The organism is Mycoplana azooxidifex (assembly GCF_014196765.1).
Classification (GTDB): domain Bacteria; phylum Pseudomonadota; class Alphaproteobacteria; order Rhizobiales; family Rhizobiaceae; genus Mycoplana; species Mycoplana azooxidifex.
Window position 1 is genome coordinate 487,458 of the sequence record NZ_JACIEE010000001.1, and the last position, 18,678, is coordinate 506,135.

Genomic DNA, 18,678 nt, shown 5'->3' on the forward strand with positions numbered 1-18,678 from the left:
GCGGTTCACTCCGCCGGCGGGGGAGCCGCCGGTACAGCCGGCGCCGGCTCTGCCGGGGCACCGGGGGCCGCAGCACCGCCGTTGAGGTTGCCGAAGTAGCGGAAGAACTCCGATTCCGGCGACAGCACCAGCGTCGTGTCGCTGACCCCGAGGCTCTGCCGGTAGGCTTCCATCGACCGGTAGAAGGCGAAGAAGCTCGGATCGCGCTGGAAGGCCTCGCCGAAGACGCGGTTGCGTTCGCCGTCGCCCTGGCCCCGGATGATCTCCGATTCGCGACGGGCCTCGGCCACGATCTCGACGACCTGGCGATCGGCGATGGCCCGGCGGGTCTGGCCCTGCTCGTTGCCGCGGGCGCGGATGAGCTCGGCCTCGGCGAGACGCTCGGCCTTCATGCGCTCGAAGGTCTGCTGCGAGACTTCCTGCGTCAGGTCGGTGCGACGGATCCTGACGTCGGAGATCGTCAGGCCGAGGTTCTCGGCATCCGGCGTCAGTTCGTTGCGCACTTCGCGCATCATCGAGGCGCGCTCTTCCGACAGGGCGGCCTCGAAGCCGCGCAGACCGTAGACACGGCGCAGCGCAGCGTCGAGACGGGTGCGAAGCCGCGCCTCGGCCGCATCGCGGTCGGCCGAGACGGCCTCGCGGAAGCGGCGTGCGTCGCTGATGTGGTAGACGACGAAGGCATCGACTTCATAGAACTTGCCGCCCGAAACCTGGACGCGGATGTTATCCAGGTCGAACCGCAGCGCCTGGTCGGAGACGAACGTTACGCGATCGGCATCCATGAAGGCGAAGGGCAGCTTGAAGTAGATGCCCGGCTCGGTCTTCACCGATTGGATCTCGCCGAAGCGGACGACGATCGCCTGCTGGCGGGCGTTGACCACGAAGACCGACGAATAGACGAGGAACAGGACGACGGCGATGCCGACGAGGATGGCTGGCAGACGGCTTCCCATCATTGCGTGCCTCCCTGGATCTGGCCCTGGACCTGTGCCTGGCCCGGCGGGGTCCTGCTGAGCTCGTTCAGCGGAAGGAAGGGCACGACGCCCTGGCCGCCCTGCTTTTCGTCGATGACGACGGTCTTGGAGCCCTTCAGGACGCCCTCCATGGTTTCAAGGAACATGCGCTGGCGGGTCACGTCCGGCGCCAGCCTGTACTGTTCGTAGATCGAGATGAAGCGCTGCGCCTCGCCTTCCGCCTCGTTGACGACGCGGTTCTTGTAGGCGGCCGCCTCTTCGCGGATCTGCGCGGCTTCACCGCGGGCGCGACCGAGCCTCTGGTTGGAATACTGGTTCGCCTCTTCGACGAAGCGGTCCTCGTCCTGCTCGGCGCGCTGCACCTCGTCGAACGCGTCGGCCACTTCGCGGGGCGGTGCGGCATCCTCGATCGCAACGGTGTTGACGGAAATGCCCGCACCGTATTCGTCCATCGTCGCCTGGATCGTCGCCTTCACGGCTTCGGCGATCGCCTGGCGGTTGTCGCGGAAGATGTCCTGGGCCGGCCGGCGACCGACCACCTCGCGCATCGCGCTTTCGGAAACCTGCTGCAGGGTGGCGGACGGGTTTTCGAGGTTGAAGAGATAGGCCCGCGGATCGGTGACCGAATAGAGTACCGAGAACTGCACGTTGACGATGTTCTGGTCGCCGGACAGCATCAGGCCGCTGTCTTCGGCGTTCACCGAAGCGCCCTTGCGGCCGATGTTCTGCTGCTGCTCGGTGATCGTCACCATCTCGACGGTTTCAAACGGCCAGAAATGGAAGTGCAGGCCGGGCATCGAGATCTCGTCCTTCGGCTTGCCGAAGCGCAGTTCGACGCCACGCTCGTCCGGCTGGACGGTGTAGATCGAGTTCATCAGCCAGAACACGCCGATCAGCAGTGCTGCGATGACGAAGATGCCGCCGTTGAAGCCACCGGGAACCACGTTTTTCAGTTGGTCCTGTCCGCGCCGGATGATCTCCTCGAGATCCGGCGGGCCGCCACTGCCGCTGCCGCGGGGGCGGTTCGGTCCCTGCCCCCATGGTCCCTGATTGTTGCCGCCGCCGCCCCCCCAAGGGCCGCCGCCGCCATTTTGATTGCTCCAGGGCATCAATACCTCTTTCTCTGGAATCTCCCGCTCTCATGCGCGCGGCAGTGCCGCGGTCACATGATGTGAACCCGTTATATGTATCCCCCATGCGGCTTTCAACGGAGGCGACCCAACTTCGGGGCGGATGCGGCAAAATAGTTCGTGAACAGGGCCTTAGAAGCGTAAAATCACGTCGGATTCCGCCGTGCATAGGTCAGGAAGTGCATTCGGTGGCTGTCTTTTTCCCCCTGCGGGATCTCCTCCTCGGTCACGACCTCGAAGACCTCGGGATCGATCGTAGGAAAACGGGTGTCGCCCTCGACCTCGGCCTGCACTTCCGTGACATGGATGGCGTCGGCGTCCGCGATGGTCTGGCGGTAGATGTCGCCGCCTCCGATGATGCAGATCTCGTCCGCGGCGAGCGCCTGCGCCTCCCGCCGGGCATAGACCAGCGCCTCGTCCACCGAGCGCGCCACGATGACGCCGTCAGGGCGGAAGGCGGTGTCGCGCGTGACGACGATGTTCGGCCGTCCCGGCAGCGGCCGGCCGATCGACTGGTAGGTGCGCCGGCCCATCACCACCGGCTTTCCGATCGTCAGTCGCCTGAAGCGCTTCAGGTCCGACGGCAGCCGCCACGGCAGGTCGCCGTCCCGCCCGATCACGCCGTTCAGCGCCGCAGCCACCACCAGAACGATCTTCGGCTCACTCATGCCAGTGCCTCATGCCTCTTTGCCATGCCAGTTCATGTTATCCGTTTTCCCGCGCCTGCGCGCGGGCCAGCGCCGGGCGTCCGGCCATCCGGCCGATATAGGCGTCGACGGCCGGGCTGTCCGGCAGGATGCCGCGGAACCACATCAGCGAGCTGGAAAGGATCACGTCGACCGCGCATGGCTGTTCGCCGAGCAGGTAGGGCTGGCGCGCCAGCGTCGCGATGAACCGCTCCGACATCGCCTGGTAGAGGCGCGCGGCCTCCGCATTGCTCGCCGTCCAGCCGGTCATGTGCGCGATCGCCGCAGGTTCGGCGACGCCGGAGTAGTAGGAGAGCCAGGAGAGGTACGGCCCGCGTTCCGGCGTGCCGACGTCCCGTCCCATCTCGCAGCCGGGGAAAAGATCCGTCAGGTACAGCGCGATCGCCGTCGATTCCGTCACCACCGCGCCGTTATGGATCAGCGCCGGGACCTGGCCGTGCGGATGCGGATTGTCCGGGTCGGGCCCGCCGGAACCGTCGGCGCGGCGGATGTCGACCAGGCGGATGTCGTAGTCCGCCTCGAGCTCTTCCAGCAGCCAGAGCATGCGAAACGAGCGCGATTGCCGCGCGTGCACGAGCGTCAGCATGGTTTCCTCCCTTTGCCGGCCGGCAGCGTTCCGGTGGCGCGGCCCTAGACTGCGATCGGCGCCTTGATGCTCGCATCGGCCTCGTAGCCCACGAGCTCGAAATCCTCGTACTTGAAGGACAAGAGATCCTTCACCGCCGGATTGAGCTTCATGAAGGGCAGCGGCTTCGGCGTGCGGCCGAGCTGCCGTTCCGCCTGCTCGTAATGGTTCGAATAGATGTGCGCATCGCCCAGCGTGTGGACGAAATCCCCCGGCAACAGATCGGTCACCTGCGCCACCATCATCGTCAGCAGCGCATAGGAGGCGATGTTGAAGGGCACGCCGAGGAAGATGTCGGCCGAGCGCTGGTAGAGCTGGCAGGAGAGACGGCCATCGCTGACATAGAACTGGAACAGGCAATGGCAGGGCGGCAGCGCCATCTCGTCGACCAGCGCCGGGTTCCAGGCGGACACGATATGGCGGCGCGAATGCGGGTTCTTGCGGATGCTGTCGACCACCGCTGCGATCTGGTCGATGTGACGCCCGTCCGGCGCCGGCCAGGAACGCCATTGGTAACCGTAGACCGGCCCCAGGTCACCGTTCTCGTCGGCCCATTCGTCCCAGATGGTGACGCCGTTGTCGCGCAGGTAGGCGATGTTCGTCTCGCCCTTCAAGAACCACAGGAGTTCGTGGATGATCGAGCGCAGGTGCAGCTTCTTCGTCGTGAGCACGGGGAAGCCCTCCGACAGGTCGAAGCGCATCTGGTGGCCGAAGACCGAGCGCGTGCCCGTGCCCGTCCGGTCGGAACGGTCGGTGCCGTTCGTCATCACGTGGCTGAGAAGGTCGAGATACTGCTTCATGGGTCGGCCGCCGATTCTGGTGTCGCTCCTAATCTAGGGCGAGCACGGCCTGCGACCAACGGGAAAAGGGAAGTTTCCAGTAGTTTTGGGCCCGCCGGCCAAAACCGGCGGGTGGGCGACCTGAAAGGTCCGGCTCAGGCGAGCGCGCCGAGCTTGTCCAGTTCCTTGGCCGTCAGGTAATAGAAGGTGACGCGCGACTTCGTGCGGTCGTCGGCCATGGCGGTGCAGACCTTCTCGACCGCCTTGTCGGCCGCGTCGCCCGTCACGCCGAGCTTCTTGCCGCACCATTTCTCCTTCACCCGATCCAGTTCCTCGGGATCGGAGCAGGAGACGAGCGAGGAATCGCGATTGCGCAACGCGATCCCCAGATGACTGACGATCTTCTTCACGACGGCCTCGTCGGCGCCACTGTCATACTTGCGAACATCTGCCAGATAGTCGGTCATGCTGTCTCCTCTTTTCAGTTGGCCCGACAGGCCGGGTCGATATGTGAGCAATCCGATGTGTGAATGGATTCATTGCTCTAGGGGTCAACGCCGGCAGTGTTTCACGCAAAGATGGCAAGTCAAGCGTAATCCCGTTCGCAAGCTGGTTTTCAACCGCCCGCCTGCCTCAAAAAATGTCATAAAGACCTTTTCTTGGGCCTCGGAAGCGCCTATATCTCTGCTGCTGCCTCGTGCAGCTATGGCAATAAACGGGCGGTGTAATAAACCCATTGGACCCGGGGGCGGTACCCGGCGCCTCCACCAAAAACCGATCTTTCGCGATCGGCTTTTGATGGGGGCGAAATAGGATCGACAAGGGCGTAAAGATCGACTTTTTGCTCGGCATTGTACCACCGTTATCGGGCTAAAATTGTAGTTGCAAACGACAACTATGCTGAAGCACGTCTCGCTGCCTAACGGCGGTGCGACACTTCAAATCAAGTCCTTGCGGGTAGCACTGTAAGGCGGGGTCCGAAGGCACCTGGCAACAGAAGCCTTCACCTTCTCCCCTCTTTCGAAATGGTTTATAGCTGTCATTCGGGATGACTCGCAGCGGGCGAACGCCTCGAGGAATAACGGGCCGGAAACGGCCGATCGCGTTTGACGCCGGCGCCGGTTTTCGGCAAAAGGCAAAAAATGTGAACAGAAGTGTGAAACAGCAGAAAGACGGGCTCTGATGGCGCAAGACCACATCCGCTACGACATACTCGCCCAGGACGCCCTCCGCAGCGTCATCCGCAAAGTCCTGACCGAAGTGGCGGCAACGGGCCACCTTCCCGGCGACCATCATTTCTTCATCACCTTTCTCACCGGCGCGCCGGGCGTGCGCATCTCGCAGCACCTGAAGTCCAAGTATCCCGAGCAGATGACCATCGTCATCCAGCACCAGTTCTGGGACCTGAAGATCACCGAGAGCCTGTTCGAGATCGGCCTCTCCTTCTCTGATACGCCCGAAAAACTCGTGATCCCCTTCAACGCCATTCGCGGCTTCTACGACCCCTCGGTCAGTTTCGAGCTCGAGTTCGACGTCGCAGCCGGCGAAGAGGAGGAGGAGGACGAAGCCGCTTCCGCCGAAATCACCGCCTATCCGGTCGAAAAGACCGAGGAAGCCGACGGCGAGACAGTTGCTGCGGGCGAGGACGGCGAGAAGAAGCCCGGAGGTTCCGTCGTTTCGCTCGATTCCTTCCGCAAGAAGAACTGACGGAGGCGGCATGAGCGGCGACGTCGTCAATCTCCGCCAGTTCCGCAAGCAGAAGGCCCGTTCCGACAAGGAGCGACAGGCCGAGCAGAACCGCATCGCCCACGGCCGCACGAAGGCGGAAAAGACCCTCACCCGCGCCCTGAACGACAAGGCGGAAAAGTCTTTGGACCAGGGGCGCATCGACAAGCCGGAATGACCTGAGCGGCAAAAGCGCCCCGCATCAAGGACTTGCGACCTTTCCCTGAATCGATCCGCGAACCCCTTGACCAGATCGAAAGCGAGATGCGGTGATCCGCAAGCATTCCGCCACCCTGCACGGCCACCGCACCAGCTTCAGCCTGGAGGAGCCCTTCTGGCTGGAACTGAAGGCCATAGCCGCCACCCGCCGAATGGCGCTTGCCGAACTGCTTTGCGAAATCGACGACGCCCGGCCGCCAGAGAGCAATCTGTCCTCGGCATTGCGTGTCTATGTGCTGGACACACTGAAGCGGAAAGACGGCTCCGAAGCCTGAAGACGGCGTTCGGCAAGGGCCGCTCAAACACGACAGGCCCTCAGTTCACCCCCGGAAGCGAATCGAAATTGAGACGCTGGCCGCTGACCGGCGGCAATGGCTCCCGCACGACGCCTTCCTCGGGAGCGACACGGAAACCGCCCTCGGGCGCAGCCTGCTGTCGCCGCTTCTCCGCGGCCTGCTTCTCCGCAGCCAGGCGCTCCGCCTCCAGCCTCGCACGTTCTTCGGCCCGCTGGCGTTCGACCTCCAGTCGTGTCGCTTCGCGCCGGCGTTCTTCCTCCAGCATCTGCAGGCGCGTGGCCTCGGCCAGCGCCGCCCTCTGCTCGGCGCGCGACCGGTAGAGCGCCGCCTCGCGGCGCAGGCGCTGCTTTTCCAGCATGCTCGACTGCAGCATCTCCACCCGCCGCCGCTCGCGCTCGAAGCGGCGCAGCGACAGGTAGCTGGTGAGCGGCTGCGCATCGAGGCGCACCCGCGGCGCAGCAAGCGGCCCTTCGAAGACGAGCGCCACTTCGGGCTCGCCGCCGGTCATCGCCTCCTCGCCGGCCCGCAGGCGCATGACGAGCTGGCCCTGCAAGGTCCGGTCGGCCAGGCCAATCTCGGCTGCGCCGTTAAAGCTCGCCGCCCCGTCGCCCCCGGTAATCGTATCGGCACGCACCCGGCCTGATGCGATCGTAAACGGGATGGTCACCGTGCCGAGCGAGACGTCGCCGCCGAGCGCCTGCTCCCGCGCGATCGTCTCGACGCTGCCCTCGCCGATCTCGCCGTCGATCGCGTCCGCGGCAGACAGGATCGCGCCGAAGCCGCCGCTCTTGATCCCCCGCAGCCGCAGCTCCTCGAGTTGGGCCTCGCCGGACCCGCTCGCCGCCGCAACCATGTCCGCGATGCTCGCGCCCGAGGCGTCCAGCGCCAGGTTCACGAAGGCCTTGCCCTCGGCCACCGGGCCGGCCTCGCCGCTCCAGACGAGTTGCGAGAGGGCGGCGCCCGCGAGCGTCACCCGCGCTTCCAGAAGACCGTTGGTCCCGGCATTCGCCAGTTTCAGCCGGCCGCCGACCCTTCCGCCGAGCCAGTCACCGCCGATTTCTTCCAGCGCGAGGTCCCCGCCCGTCCAGGCGAGCCTCGCTGCAAAATTCTCGACCGGGCCGTAGAGCCCCGTCCAGAACTGGCCGGCGGCAAGCCGCAACCGGAAATCGGCATTCTCGCGCGCCGGGCTGCCGATCGCAGCACGGCTGAAGCCGAGCCCCTCCATATCGTCGACGGGACCGAGCACGGCTTCTGCGAGCCAGGCGAGATCGACCGTGTCGAAGGTCAGGCTGCCTGTTCCCTTGGGGATCTCGGCCGTGCGGTCCAGCGCAAGCTCGCCCGAGACACCGTTGCGGTTAACCGTCCCGGAGATGTCGGCAAGGCGGACGGTTCCGGCATCGATGGTCGCCCTCGCCTTCAGCGCCACGGGAAGGCCGGTGCCGGTCTGCGGCAGCACGATGTCGTTCATCACCAGGTAGGGTTCGATGTCGCCGGCGTCAGCCGACAGGTCCAGCTCGCCTTCAAGGAAATGCTCTGCCGAAAGGTCCGCCGTTCCCTCCGCGGTAATCGAGGTGGCGCTCGTCGTGAAGGAGACGTTGAGATCGGCAGCCGCACCGCCGGCAGGCTGCGAGACCTTGATCGCGACCGTACCGTCCGCCTCGGCGTCGAATGGCAGCGGCTGGAGGCCGAGCTGGCCGGCGAGCACCACCGTTCGCGGATTGGTTAGGGTCGCCTCCGCCTCGATGTTGCCGCCCGCGAGGAAGTCGCCGAAATTGCCGGCAGACGCGCGCGCCTCGATGCGCCCGCCATTGGCAGTCCCGGACACGATCAGGCCGATCGGTCCGTCGCTGCTCCCCGGCAGGGCCAGCGTCATCTTCAGGTCGGCGCCGTCATAGTAGCCGGCGCTCGCGACCAGGCGAGCAACCGCCGGATGCGCAGGCAGATGCCGCGCCAGCATCTCCATGACCGGCTGCATCTGCTCCGCGCGCATCGACAGGTCCAGCCCCGCCGAGGGCAGGGCCAGCGTGCCGCCGAGCTGGCCCTTGATCGAAGCGGATGCGCCCGCGATCGAGCCGATGTCCAACCGGCTCACGCTCAAGGCGCCATCCCTCAGCGTCAGCAGCGCATCGACCTTGCTCGCCTCCTCGCCGAAGGCGGTGAACCGCTCGGCCTTCAGGTCGAGCGCGATGGAATGGCCAAGCAGCACGTCTGCGGAAGCTTCGCCCGCCACGAGCCCCGCTAGCGCCCGCAGCGTCTCGATCTCGACTGTGTCGCCGCCGAGCTGGATGGAGAGGCTGGGCGCGTCGTCGTTGGGCGACTGGCGTTCGATCCGGCCCTTCAGCGTCGCGCCGCCGGCGGCGATCTCCAGGTTCTCGAAACGCTGGACCTGGTCCGTCAGTTCGACTTCCGCGGCAAAGCCCGCACTGCGCAGCCTGCGGATCTCCGGATCGACCGAGCCGGCAGCCCAGGCGGCAAAGCCGGAGGGCTGGTTCGAGGCGACCAGCAGATCGCCGACGAAGGCGCGCGTACCCTTGAGCGTCAGCCGTCCCTTTGCATCGACGGTGGTGCGGCCCGGAAATTGCGCGGTTCCGTGCGCCACCGTCCAGCCGTCGCCGTCCGGCTCCACGTCGAGCATGACATCGCGAATGGTCGTGTCGCCGACGACGATCGCCGGCAGTTTCAGGCTCGCCCGCCCCGGCACCTGCGGCACAGGTATGTCGGCCAGGATCGAAAGCAGCCCCTCCAGGCGCTGGCGCGCCGAGGTCTGCGCGTTGCGCCCCGTCTTGCCCTGTTCGCCGTTGCGGCCGATCCGGCTGACGTCGATCTGCTGGCCGTCGGCGATCAGCAGAAACTCGGGCTGCTTGCCGGTATCGAGCGTCGCCTCTCCGGTGACGAGATAGGGATCCGCCGGATCGCCGGCCTGGAGAGTGTAGCGGGGAACGCGCAGGCGGTCGTTGGAGAGTTCGAAATCTCCGCCGACGCGGATCGGGTTCGGCGCCGGCTTGCCGTCGGCGGCCGGCTTCTGCCCGAGCGCGAAAGTGCCCCGATACTGCGGCCTGAAATCCACGACCTCGAGGTCGCCGTCGAGATCGACAGTGAAGCCGATCTGGTCGGGGACCACGCGCGCCTTCATCTTCAGCACGCCGCGCTCGTCTGTCTGCCCCGTCGATATCTGGAAGGCACCGGCGTTGCCGTCGAGCACGCCGCGGCCGTCGATGCGCCACGGCCCGTTCAGCGAGCGCGCCGACATCCGGGCGTCGAGGGTGCTGATACGGCGCGTGCGGCCGGCCTGCTCGTCGATGAACTCGATCTCGCCGCCGGTCACCGCCACGTTCTCGAGCACGACGGTCTTGGCCGGAATGTCGGACTTGCGCCCGCGCGCCCAGTCGAGCGTGCCGTCGGCCATGAGCTTCAGGCGCACCCTCGGCTCGTCGATGCGCATGTCGAAGATCAGCGCCTCTCCGCTCAGGAACGGCGCCAGCTCCGCATCCATGGAGAACCTGCGAATGGTGATGGCCGCGTCGCCGCCCTCGTCCTCGCCGACGCGGACGTCGTGCAGGGTAACGGAGGGAAAGGGGATGAGCCTTGCATCCACCTTGCCGTGGACGACGACGTTGCGGCCGACGATCCGGCTCGCCTCGCGCTCGAAATCCTGGCGGAATCCCGTCCAGTCGATGAAGTACGGGGCCAGCAGTGCGCCGAACAGCGCCAGCACGACCAGACCGCCAATCGCCAACATCACACGTGCGAGCACGCTGCCAATCCCGACACTACCGACACACGTTTGCCGCCGGGAGCGGGCCTACGTTCATGTCCATTTCCATACCCGGCGTTTCTTCCGCCCTCGTATCCTCTGCGACTATAAGCAGATGTTGGGCACATGTCTCACCCCAAGCGAAAAATCTTTCCGGGGTTGAGGATGTTGTCGGGATCGAGCGCCCGCTTGATCTGTCGCATGACATCCACCGCCTCGCCCAGTTCCCGAGGCAGGAAGGCCTGCTTTCCCTGGCCGATGCCGTGCTCGCCGGTGCAGGTGCCGTCCATCGACAGCGCCCGCCCGTTGAGCCGGCCGACGAAGGCCTCGACCTTCTCGATCTCGGCCGGGTCCTGATCGTCGAAGACGACGCTGACGTGGAAATTGCCGTCGCCGGCGTGCCCGACGATCGGCGCCAGCAGGCCGTGCTGCTCGATGTCCGCTTCCGTCTCCGCCACGCAGTCGGCGAGCCGCGAGATCGGCACGCAGACATCGGTGGCAAGCACGGCCGCACCGGCGCGCAATGCCTTGGCCGCCCAGTAGACGTTGTGGCGCGCCTTCCAGAGCCGCGCCCGCTCGTCTGCATCCGAGGTCCACTGGAAGTCGCCGCCGCCGCATTCCGAAGCCACCTCGCCGAACTGCCGCGACTGCAGCGCGACGCTCTCCTCGCTTCCGTGAAACTCGACGAACAAGGTCGGCTGTTCGGGCAGGGTGAGGCCGGAATAGGCGTTGCAGGCCTTGATCTGCAGCGCGTTGAGGAGCTCGATGCGCGCCACCGGAATGCCGAGCTGGATCGTCATGATCACCGCGTTGCAGGCATCCTTCAGCGTCGGAAACCCACAGATGCCGCCGGCGATCATCTCCGGTATCCCCTGCAGACGCAGGGTGACGGAAGTGAGCACGCCAAGCGTGCCCTCCGAACCCACATAGAGCCGCGTCAGGTCGTAGCCGGCCGACGACTTTCGCGCCCGCCTGGCCGTCCGGATCTCCTCGCCCCTGGCCGTCACGACGGTCACCGCCAGCACGTTGTCCTTCATCGTGCCGTAGCGGACCGCATTGGTGCCGGAAGCGCGCGTGGAGGCCATGCCGCCGATCGAGGCGTTCGCGCCCGGATCGATCGGAAAGAACAGGCCGGTGTCGCGCAGATAGGCATTCAGTTCCTCGCGTGTGATGCCGGGCTCCACCGTGCAGTCGAGATCCTCGGCGTTCACTTCAAGAACCCGGTTCATCCGGCTGAAATCGATGGAAATGCCGCCATGCGGCGCGTTGACCTGCCCCTCCAGCGAGGACCCCGTTCCGAAGGGGATGACCGGAACCCTGTGTTCGGCGCAAAGCCGCACCGCAGTCGTCACGTCCTCCTTGCCCTGGGCAAACAGGACGCCGTCGGACAGCTGGGCCGGAATATAGGTGGTCGTGTGGGCATGCTGCGCACGGATCGCCTCGCCGGTCTGGAACCGATCCCCGAAGACCTGCCGGAAGGCCGAGACCGCCGTTGCGATCGCCTCCTCGTTCCGCAACCCCGTCCTGATATCCGAAAGCGCCATCGATCATCCTCCGCTGCATATACGTCGCCATATGGGCGACCCGCAGTGCTTCTGTCCAGAGTAGTTTCGCAAGCCCTCCGCACCTTCGTGCGCCTATGTTATTAGTTTGTAATATACAACGCGATGGCGGATAATTGCAGCCATGGATGGAAAGAGGAGCGCAAGCCATGAGCCAGCGCAGCGTCTGGACAATCATCGCCATCGTCATCCTTCTGGCGATCATGACGGTCAGCTATCGGATCACAACCGAAAGAGGAACGACAGAGACCACGGCCCTGCCCCCGCCCCCGTCCAGCGAACAGACGGGTTCGACGACCACAGGCACCGCAGCGCCTTCAACGGACATGGCGTCGGAGCCGAAACCGGTCGAGGGCACGCAACAGCCGGCAACGGGCAACTGACATCGCTCCGGGGCGTCCGCGCCCGTCCCCGCACGGGTAGCCCGCGCGTTGCCGCGGGGCCTGCCGCGTTGTCTGTCGAGACGGTCAGAAGATCAGGAAATCCGCAGCCGTGAGGTCGAGGCCCGTATCCAATCGTGCGATCCGGACGGCTTCCCCCTTGCCCGAGCCGTCGGCGTCATAGAAGAGGTCGCCCGTCCGGCTGTGATACACGATCCGGTCGTTCGCATCGTGCGCCTCCGCCCCGACGGCGAACGCGGACCTAGCGAGTTGGCCGACCTTCAGCGTCGCGAACACGTCGCCGTCGAGCAGGATACGGTCCTGCGACACGTCGAAATCGGCGATCCTGTCCACATTGCCCTTGCCCGGCTTCGTATCGAAGACGAACTGGTCCCTCCCCGATCCGCCGGAAAGACTGTCCAGTCCCGAACCGCCCTTGAGCCGGTCGTCCCCGCCGCCGCCGGAGAGCGTGTCGGCGCCGCCCCCGCCTGAAAGCGTATCGTTGCCCGTGCCTCCGGAAAGCCTGTCGTTTCCGGAACCGCCGCTGAGCGCATCCTTGCCGGATCCGCCATAGAGGCGGTCGTCGCCTTCGCCGCCAGAAAGGCGATCGTTGCCGCTGCCGCCGTAAAGGCGGTCGTTGCCGGCATTGCCGTAGAGCGTGTCGCTGCCGTCGCGCCCGTCCACCCTGTCGTTGCCGGCAAGGCCCTCGATCTTGTCGGCCAGCTTCGAGCCGCGCAGCGTGTCGGACTTGGCCGTCGGCCTGATATAGGCGGGATCGCCGTCATGGGTGCCGACCAGGCGGTCGAGGTCGCGCTCGGGTGCGGCGAACGGGATGAAGCCGTCCTCGAGCGCCAGCTTGTTGAACTGCGCGACCCGCATGCTGCCGTTGACATAGTCGACGGCGAAAACCGGCTTGTCGTTCTTGAGGAAGTCCCGCTTGAGGATCGCGATCGTCTCTTCGTCCGCGTTGAGCCGGTTGTTCTCGTCAGCATCGCCGCCATAGTAGACGTCCTCGACGGCAATGCCGCCGATCGCATCCAGATAGGCCTTCTTGCGCGCGGTGTCGGAACCGAGGTCGTTGATGATCCAGGCGCCGTTCTGCGGGATGACGAAGAAATCCGGATTGGTCTCGCGCGCATGCTCCGTCAACGCGACGATGAAATCGACCATGCGCTGCGCCGCCTGCTTGACGTTCTTCGGATCGCCCGCCTCCCGGTCCTTGTCGGCGACTTCGGCGCCCCAGAAGTAGTAACCGTCGACGATGTCGAGATAGGCCGCGTCGAAGCCGGTCTTGACGATGGCGTCGAGGTCGCCGGTCTTCCTGTCGTTGAACATGAGCTTCTGCCAGTCCGGGTCCCAATACCGGACCTTGCGCGATTCCGGCCAGTCCGGGTTGACCGGCCCGAGCCAGTCCGGCGCCTTTCCGGTCAGCTTGTCGGGCGCGTCCCCGCCCGTGGTCCACTCGTCGCGCCAGTAGTCGCGGAAATCCGAGGCCTCGCCGATCGAGATATAGGAGACGACCACCGACCGGCCGCCCATGCCGTCCTTCATGCGGGTGATCTCGTCGTGCGAGAACCGGCCGGCATTCGTGCCGTCGCGCGAGGAATCGATCACCAGCAGGTCGTGGGTCGCCTGGGCGAGCAGGTCGGCTCTCGCGGCCTTGCCGTTCAGTCCCTGCAGGGCGTAGCCCCAGTTGTCGACCGCGACGGTCCCCGTGGAAGTCCTGAATTTCACCATTGCACTGCTCGATCCCGTTTCAACCCGCGCGCTCGCCCGGCTGGCGGCGCGGTCGCACCAAGGCGATCCTGGGCGATGAATACGACGCGAATGCTAACAGGGGGGATGGTTTGCGACCGGCAATTGCAAAAAGGGTTGCCGAGGGGTGAACGAATGCCGCCGGCCGGCGCCTGCCTACTCCGCGGCCTGTGCCGGCGGGGGCGGCAGCAATTCGCGCCCCTCCATGTCGACCGCCTTCGGCTTGAGGCCGGCAGCCGCCTCCATCTCCTTGCGCAGCCGCCGTTCCTCGTCCGCATGCGGCTTGGCGAAGCGCGCCATGGCGAGGTAGGCGACCGGCGTCAGGTAGAGCGTGACGACCGCGGCAAGCCCGAGGCCGCCCACGAGGACCCAGCCGAGCGCGATGCGGGCTTCCGCCCCTGCGCCACTCGCAAGCACCAGCGGCAGCGCACCGACGACGGTTGCGATCATGGTCATCATCACCGGCCGCAGGCGGATGTTGGACGCGTTCTCGATCGCGCTGCGCACGTCCTGCCCGCGATCGCGGAGCTGGTTGGCGAATTCGACGATCAGGATGCCGTTCTTGGCCATGATGCCGACGAGCAGGACCAGGCCGATCTGGCTGTAGATGTTCAGCGAGGTGCCCGTCAGGATCATGGCGAAGATGGCGCAGGCCAGCCCCAGCGGCACCGTCGTCATGATGATCAGCGCGCTGACGACGCTTTCGAACTGGGCGGCCAGGACGAGGAAGATGATGACGAGCGCAAAGCCGAAGGTGATGATCAGGCCGTTGGTGTTCTCGTCGAGGGTCGCGGCCTCGGCCATCGGGATGAGGCGCGAGCCCGGCGGTAGCAGCGGCTCGGCCATCTGCTCCACCATCGTCAGCGCATCGCCGAGCGCCAGCCCGCCCTTCAGCCCTGCGGAGAGCGAGACGGACCGCAACTGCTGCTCGCGAGACAACTGCGGCGCCACCGCCTTCTCCTCCAGCGTCGCGATGGAGGACATCGGCACGATCTTGCCGTCTCCGGTTTTGAGGAAGATGTTCTCCAGGTCGGTCGGATCGTTGACCGGGTTCGTGGTGGACGAGATGACGACAGGATAGGCCTGCCCCTCCACGTAGACGTCGACGATGCTCGTGCCCTCGAGAATGGCCTTGAGCGCCGCCGAAAGCCCGTTGATGTCGACGCCGAGGTCGGACGCACGCTCGCGGTCGATGGTGACAGACAGCTGCGCCTGGTTCGCCTCGTAGTTCAGGCGGACGTTCTCGAACCGGCCGCTGTCCTCGATCTTCCTGACGAGCTCGGCCGCCGCCCGTCCGAGCTTGTCGTAGTTGTTGCCGACAAGCGCCACCTGCAGGCCGTTGCCGGCGCCGCGGATGCCGAGGCTGTTGGGCTGGATGGCGAAGGCGCGCACCGAAGGCACCTCGGCGGCGGCCGCGTTGATGTCGGCGACGATCTGCTGCTGGGTGCGTTCGCGTTCGCTCCAGGGGGCGAGCGTGAGCACCATGAAGCCGCTGTTGGTCGAGCCGCCCTGCCCCGAAACGGAGTAGATGTTGACGATCTCTCCCTTGTCGTAGAGCGGGCGCAGCTTCTCCTCGATCAGGCGCATCTGGTCCTGCGCATACTCGAGCGAGACCCCCTGCGGCGCCTGGATGCGCATCATCACCAGCGAGCGGTCCTCGCTGGGGGTCAGTTCTGACTTCAGCGACAGGAACGATCCGGCGCCGAAGGCGGTGAACAGCAGCGCCACGGCGAAGACGACCATGGGCGCGTTGAGGCAGGCGTTCAGCGAGCGGCGATAGAAGCCCGCGCAAAAATCGCCGAACCGCCCGAGGATCCCCCCGTGGCCATGCTCGACATTCTCCTTCGTCAGCATGCGCGAGGCCAGCATCGGGCACAGCGTCAGCGCGACGAAGCCCGACAGCAGCAGCGCGAAGGCCAGCACGAAGCCGAACTCGCGGAACAGCCGGCCGGTCTGGCCCGGCAGGAAGGACAGCGGCACGAACACCGCGCACAGCGTCGCGGTGGTGGCGATGACGGCGAAGAACACCTCCAGCGTCCCGAGCACGGCGGCCGCCCGCGGGCCGAGCCCTTCCGCGCGTCGGCGCACGATGTTCTCCAGCACCACGATCGCATCGTCCACGACGAGGCCGGTGGCAAGCACGATCGCCAGCAGAGTGAGGATGTTGATCGAGAAGCCGGCGAGATAGATCGCCGCGATCGTGCCGATCAGCGCGATCGGCATCGAGATCGTCGGAATGAGCGTCGCCCGCCAGTCGAGCAGGAAGAGATAGATCACCAGCGTCACGATGATCACCGCGACCGCGAGCGCGATCTCCACCTCGTGCAGCGCGCCCTCGATGAAGACGGCGTCGTCGCTCGTGACCCTGAGCTCCGTGCCCTCCGGGAGGATCCCCTTCAACTCTTCGACGGTGGTGCGGATGCCTGCGGAAATGTCGAGCGTGTTCGACTGCGCCTGGCGGATGATGCCGAGCCCGATGCCCGGCTTCCCGTTCGAGCGCAGCGCCGTGGTGCCGTCGTCGGGTCCGAGCGTGATCGTCGCCAGGTCGCCGAGCCGGACGCGGTTCTGCAGCATCAGGTTCTCGAAGTCCTCGGGTTTGGCGAGGTCGGCCGTCGCCCGCACCGTGATGTCCTGGTTCATGCTGGTGAGCGAACCGGCCGGCACGTCGAACGATGCCGTCGCCAGCGCATCGCGCAGGTCGGCGATCGTCAGCCCACGGCTCGCGAGCTTCGCCTGGTCGATGTCGACGCGGAAGACCTTCTCCTGCTCGCCCGACACGTCCACGTCGGCGACGCCCTCGACGGCGGCGAGCCGGTCGGTGACCTCGTTCTCGGCAAGCAGCGTCAGGTCCTCCATCGACAGGCGATCGGAGGTGAGCGCCAGCCGCATGATCGGCTGGCTGTCGGCATCCGCCTTGACGACGCGCGGCTCCTCGGCACCGTCGGGGACCTGGTTTGCCACCCGGCCGAGCGCATCGCGCACGTCGTTAGCCGCCTGGCTGACATCGGTCGTGTCGGAAAACTGCAGGGTGACGCGGCTGCGTCCGAACGACGAGGACGAGGAGATGTCCTTGATCCCCTGCACGCGCGACACCGCCCCCTCGATGACGTCCGTCAACTCGCGATCGACCGTCTCCGGCGAGGCGCCCTCGAATTCCGTGGTGACGGTGATGACCGGCTGGTCGACGGACGGCAGCTCGCGGATCTCGACGCCGTTGAAGGCTGCAAGCCCTGCGACGACGATCAGGGTATTGACGACGAGCGCGAAGATCGGCCGGCGCACGAACAGCGCCGTGAAGCCGCCCTGCCCGCCATGGATGTCGGTCTCTGCGCCACCCTTTGCCGCCATCACGTCCCCTCCGCAGCGGGCGGCTCGCGCGCCCGGTTTTCCGCCCCCATCACCTTGACGTCCGCATCGTCGCGCAGCCGCTGCAGGCCTTCGGTCGCAACGACTTCGTTCTCAGTAAGCTTGGCATCGACGAGCACCCGATCGGGATTGCGCTGGATGATCTTCACCGGCACTTTCTGTGCCTTGTCGCCGGCGATCCGCCAGACATAGGAGCCATCGGCGCTCCACTGCAGCGCCAGCGGATCGACGCTCGGATAGCGGTCGCCTTCGAACAGCATGCTGACGGAGAACGACATGCCGGCGCGCAGGATGTCTTCCGGGTTGTCGATGCGCGCACGGATCCTGAGCGTGCGGCTCGCCTGGTCGATGCGGTTGTCGATGGCCTCGACCGAGCCGGTGAACACTTCGCCGGGCCGGGCGATCGCGGTGGCGGAAATCGGTCCGCCGACGCGCACCTTGGTGGCGAAGCGTTCCGGTACCCAGAAATCGCCGAGGATGTCGGAGCGGTCGTCGACCCGGGCGATCTCGCTCGAGGTCGTGACGTAGTCGCCGACGTTGACGAGGATGATGCCGACCACGCCGTCGAAGGGTGCGTTGATGTCGCGGCGGTGCAGGTCGAGTTCGGCCTTCTGCAGCGCCAGTTCCGCCGCCTTCAGCTCGTCGCGCGCATCCTGGATCGCGACGTCGGTGACGGCTGCGGCCGCCTTCAGGTTCTCGTAGCGCTTCAGCTTGTCCTGCGCCCGGTCGCGGGTCAGGCGCGCCTGGTCGGCGGCGATCCTCTGCTCGTCGTTGTCGAGGCGCGCCATCACCTGTCCCTGCGCCACCCGGTCGCCGGACTTGACGAGGACCTCGATGAGGTTGCCGGTGGAATAGGGCGTCACGATCACGGAGCGGACGGCCTCGCCGTCGCCGATCGCGTTCAGCCGGTCGTTGACGACCGCGAGCTCGACCGGCCTGGTCACGACGAGCGCCGGCCCGCCGAAGCCGCCGGCCTGGCGGCGGCCGCCGCCCTGCCCTTGTCCCTGTCTACCGCCGCCGGCTTCGACGGCCGGAGCCACCCAGGAAACGATCCCGTCAGGAACGCCTGCGGCCTTCAGGGAATCGGCTGCGCCGGGCGCAATCCGTCCCCAGATGACGATGCCGACGCCGACGACGGCGAGGCTCACAAGCACTTGCTTCCAAACGCGCATCCAGGACTCCGGACATGAAACGGCCGTCCGCCTTCAGGGTGGTTCGCCGAACGGGCCAAGTATCATGCCTGACCCATGAACCGGCAATGAAAGAATGCGATCATTACGTAATTGTAAGGATTGCGCGAAAATTCGTTCGCTACCGGTATCGGTTGCAGCAATCCGCTGTGCTGACGGCTCCCCGCCCGCTTGATAGCCTGCGCATCGGCGAACCGGGTTCGCCTCGTTTTCAGA

General features: G+C 66.0%; 15 protein-coding genes and 1 other RNA gene. 5 read left to right on the forward strand and 11 right to left on the reverse strand.

All coding sequences use genetic code 11. From position 1 onward, the window contains the following. Positions 1 to 5: 5 nt before the first annotated feature. From hflC to GGQ64_RS02345, 6 genes are all read right to left on the reverse strand, one after another. The gene (hflC, locus tag GGQ64_RS02320) at positions 6 to 956 is read right to left on the reverse strand and encodes a protease modulator HflC (protein ID WP_183798432.1); all 951 of its coding nucleotides are present in this window, start codon (positions 954 to 956) and stop codon (positions 6 to 8) included. Further along, positions 953 to 2,083: an FtsH protease activity modulator HflK gene (gene hflK, locus GGQ64_RS02325; RefSeq protein ID WP_183798436.1), complete on the reverse strand. Its 1,131-nt coding sequence runs from the start codon at positions 2,081 to 2,083 to the stop codon at positions 953 to 955. Before hflK ends, hflC begins: the two co-directional genes overlap by 4 nt. 167 nt (positions 2,084 to 2,250) lie before the next feature. Then, positions 2,251 to 2,772: a dihydrofolate reductase gene (locus tag GGQ64_RS02330; protein WP_183798439.1), complete on the reverse strand. Its 522-nt coding sequence runs from the start codon at positions 2,770 to 2,772 to the stop codon at positions 2,251 to 2,253. Between the two features lie 37 nt (positions 2,773 to 2,809). Next, the gene (locus tag GGQ64_RS02335; RefSeq protein WP_183798442.1) at positions 2,810 to 3,397 is read right to left on the reverse strand and encodes a glutathione S-transferase family protein; all 588 of its coding nucleotides are present in this window, start codon (positions 3,395 to 3,397) and stop codon (positions 2,810 to 2,812) included. Between the two features lie 44 nt (positions 3,398 to 3,441). Further along, positions 3,442 to 4,236 (reverse strand): thymidylate synthase, encoded by a 795-nt coding sequence (locus tag GGQ64_RS02340; protein ID WP_183798445.1) that lies wholly within the window; start codon positions 4,234 to 4,236, stop codon positions 3,442 to 3,444. A 134-nt stretch (positions 4,237 to 4,370) separates the two neighbouring features. Further along, the gene (locus GGQ64_RS02345; RefSeq protein WP_183798448.1) at positions 4,371 to 4,682 is read right to left on the reverse strand and encodes a DUF2853 family protein; all 312 of its coding nucleotides are present in this window, start codon (positions 4,680 to 4,682) and stop codon (positions 4,371 to 4,373) included. Positions 4,683 to 4,865: 183 nt separating this feature from the next. Here GGQ64_RS02345 and ssrA point away from each other — a divergent pair. From ssrA to GGQ64_RS02365, 4 genes are all read left to right on the forward strand, one after another. Next, positions 4,866 to 5,223, forward strand: a transfer-messenger RNA (tmRNA) gene (gene ssrA / locus GGQ64_RS02350). Positions 5,224 to 5,397: 174 nt separating this feature from the next. Beyond that, positions 5,398 to 5,922, forward strand: coding sequence for an SspB family protein (locus tag GGQ64_RS02355; RefSeq protein WP_183798452.1), 525 nt, complete (start codon positions 5,398 to 5,400; stop codon positions 5,920 to 5,922). Between the two features lie 10 nt (positions 5,923 to 5,932). Next, positions 5,933 to 6,118, forward strand: coding sequence for a DUF4169 family protein (locus GGQ64_RS02360; RefSeq protein WP_183798455.1), 186 nt, complete (start codon positions 5,933 to 5,935; stop codon positions 6,116 to 6,118). Positions 6,119 to 6,209: 91 nt separating this feature from the next. After that, entirely contained in the window at positions 6,210 to 6,434 is a 225-nt protein-coding gene (locus GGQ64_RS02365) for a ribbon-helix-helix domain-containing protein (protein ID WP_183798458.1), read from the forward strand. A gap of 40 nt (positions 6,435 to 6,474) precedes the next feature. Here GGQ64_RS02365 and GGQ64_RS02370 read toward each other — a convergent pair whose 3' ends face one another. Beyond that, the gene (locus tag GGQ64_RS02370; RefSeq protein WP_343059389.1) at positions 6,475 to 10,209 is read right to left on the reverse strand and encodes an AsmA family protein; all 3,735 of its coding nucleotides are present in this window, start codon (positions 10,207 to 10,209) and stop codon (positions 6,475 to 6,477) included. A gap of 131 nt (positions 10,210 to 10,340) precedes the next feature. After that, positions 10,341 to 11,753: an FAD-binding oxidoreductase gene (locus GGQ64_RS02375; RefSeq protein WP_183798461.1), complete on the reverse strand. Its 1,413-nt coding sequence runs from the start codon at positions 11,751 to 11,753 to the stop codon at positions 10,341 to 10,343. Positions 11,754 to 11,920: 167 nt separating this feature from the next. On the opposite strand from GGQ64_RS02375, the gene GGQ64_RS02380 reads away from it, so the two are divergent. Further along, complete coding sequence (locus tag GGQ64_RS02380) at positions 11,921 to 12,154, forward strand: hypothetical protein (RefSeq protein ID WP_183798464.1); 234 nt, start codon at positions 11,921 to 11,923, stop codon at positions 12,152 to 12,154. Between the two features lie 84 nt (positions 12,155 to 12,238). Here the strand turns inward: GGQ64_RS02380 and GGQ64_RS28040 are convergent, their stop codons facing one another. The 3 genes from GGQ64_RS28040 to GGQ64_RS02395 all read right to left on the reverse strand — a co-directional run bounded on the left by GGQ64_RS28040 (position 12,239) and on the right by GGQ64_RS02395 (position 18,444). Then, on the reverse strand, positions 12,239 to 13,888 hold the full coding sequence (locus tag GGQ64_RS28040) for an MJ1477/TM1410 family putative glycoside hydrolase (RefSeq protein WP_281380464.1): 1,650 nt from the start codon (positions 13,886 to 13,888) through the stop codon (positions 12,239 to 12,241). A gap of 174 nt (positions 13,889 to 14,062) precedes the next feature. After that, entirely contained in the window at positions 14,063 to 17,254 is a 3,192-nt protein-coding gene (locus tag GGQ64_RS02390; protein ID WP_183798467.1) for an efflux RND transporter permease subunit, read from the reverse strand. Next, positions 17,254 to 18,444 carry an efflux RND transporter periplasmic adaptor subunit gene (locus GGQ64_RS02395; RefSeq protein ID WP_183798469.1) on the reverse strand — a complete coding sequence of 397 codons (1,191 nt, stop codon included), beginning with the start codon at positions 18,442 to 18,444 and terminating at the stop codon, positions 17,254 to 17,256. The genes GGQ64_RS02390 and GGQ64_RS02395 overlap by 1 nt, the downstream gene beginning before the upstream one ends. Positions 18,445 to 18,678 lie beyond the last annotated feature (234 nt).

What these genes read in the sequence shown, in the direction of transcription:
- hflC (WP_183798432.1), bottom strand. Translation starts at nt 956, where the DNA reads ATGATGGGAAGCCGTCTGCCAGCCATCCTCGTCGGCATCGCCGTCGTC.
- hflK (WP_183798436.1), bottom strand. Translation starts at nt 2,083, where the DNA reads ATGCCCTGGAGCAATCAAAATGGCGGCGGCGGCCCTTGGGGGGGCGGC.
- GGQ64_RS02330 (WP_183798439.1), bottom strand. Translation starts at nt 2,772, where the DNA reads ATGAGTGAGCCGAAGATCGTTCTGGTGGTGGCTGCGGCGCTGAACGGC.
- GGQ64_RS02335 (WP_183798442.1), bottom strand. Translation starts at nt 3,397, where the DNA reads ATGCTGACGCTCGTGCACGCGCGGCAATCGCGCTCGTTTCGCATGCTC.
- GGQ64_RS02340 (WP_183798445.1), bottom strand. Translation starts at nt 4,236, where the DNA reads ATGAAGCAGTATCTCGACCTTCTCAGCCACGTGATGACGAACGGCACC.
- GGQ64_RS02345 (WP_183798448.1), bottom strand. Translation starts at nt 4,682, where the DNA reads ATGACCGACTATCTGGCAGATGTTCGCAAGTATGACAGTGGCGCCGAC.
- GGQ64_RS02355 (WP_183798452.1), top strand. Translation starts at nt 5,398, where the DNA reads ATGGCGCAAGACCACATCCGCTACGACATACTCGCCCAGGACGCCCTC.
- GGQ64_RS02360 (WP_183798455.1), top strand. Translation starts at nt 5,933, where the DNA reads ATGAGCGGCGACGTCGTCAATCTCCGCCAGTTCCGCAAGCAGAAGGCC.
- GGQ64_RS02375 (WP_183798461.1), bottom strand. Translation starts at nt 11,753, where the DNA reads ATGGCGCTTTCGGATATCAGGACGGGGTTGCGGAACGAGGAGGCGATC.
- GGQ64_RS02380 (WP_183798464.1), top strand. Translation starts at nt 11,921, where the DNA reads ATGAGCCAGCGCAGCGTCTGGACAATCATCGCCATCGTCATCCTTCTG.
- GGQ64_RS28040 (WP_281380464.1), bottom strand. Translation starts at nt 13,888, where the DNA reads ATGGTGAAATTCAGGACTTCCACGGGGACCGTCGCGGTCGACAACTGG.
- GGQ64_RS02390 (WP_183798467.1), bottom strand. Translation starts at nt 17,254, where the DNA reads ATGGCGGCAAAGGGTGGCGCAGAGACCGACATCCATGGCGGGCAGGGC.
- GGQ64_RS02395 (WP_183798469.1), bottom strand. Translation starts at nt 18,444, where the DNA reads ATGCGCGTTTGGAAGCAAGTGCTTGTGAGCCTCGCCGTCGTCGGCGTC.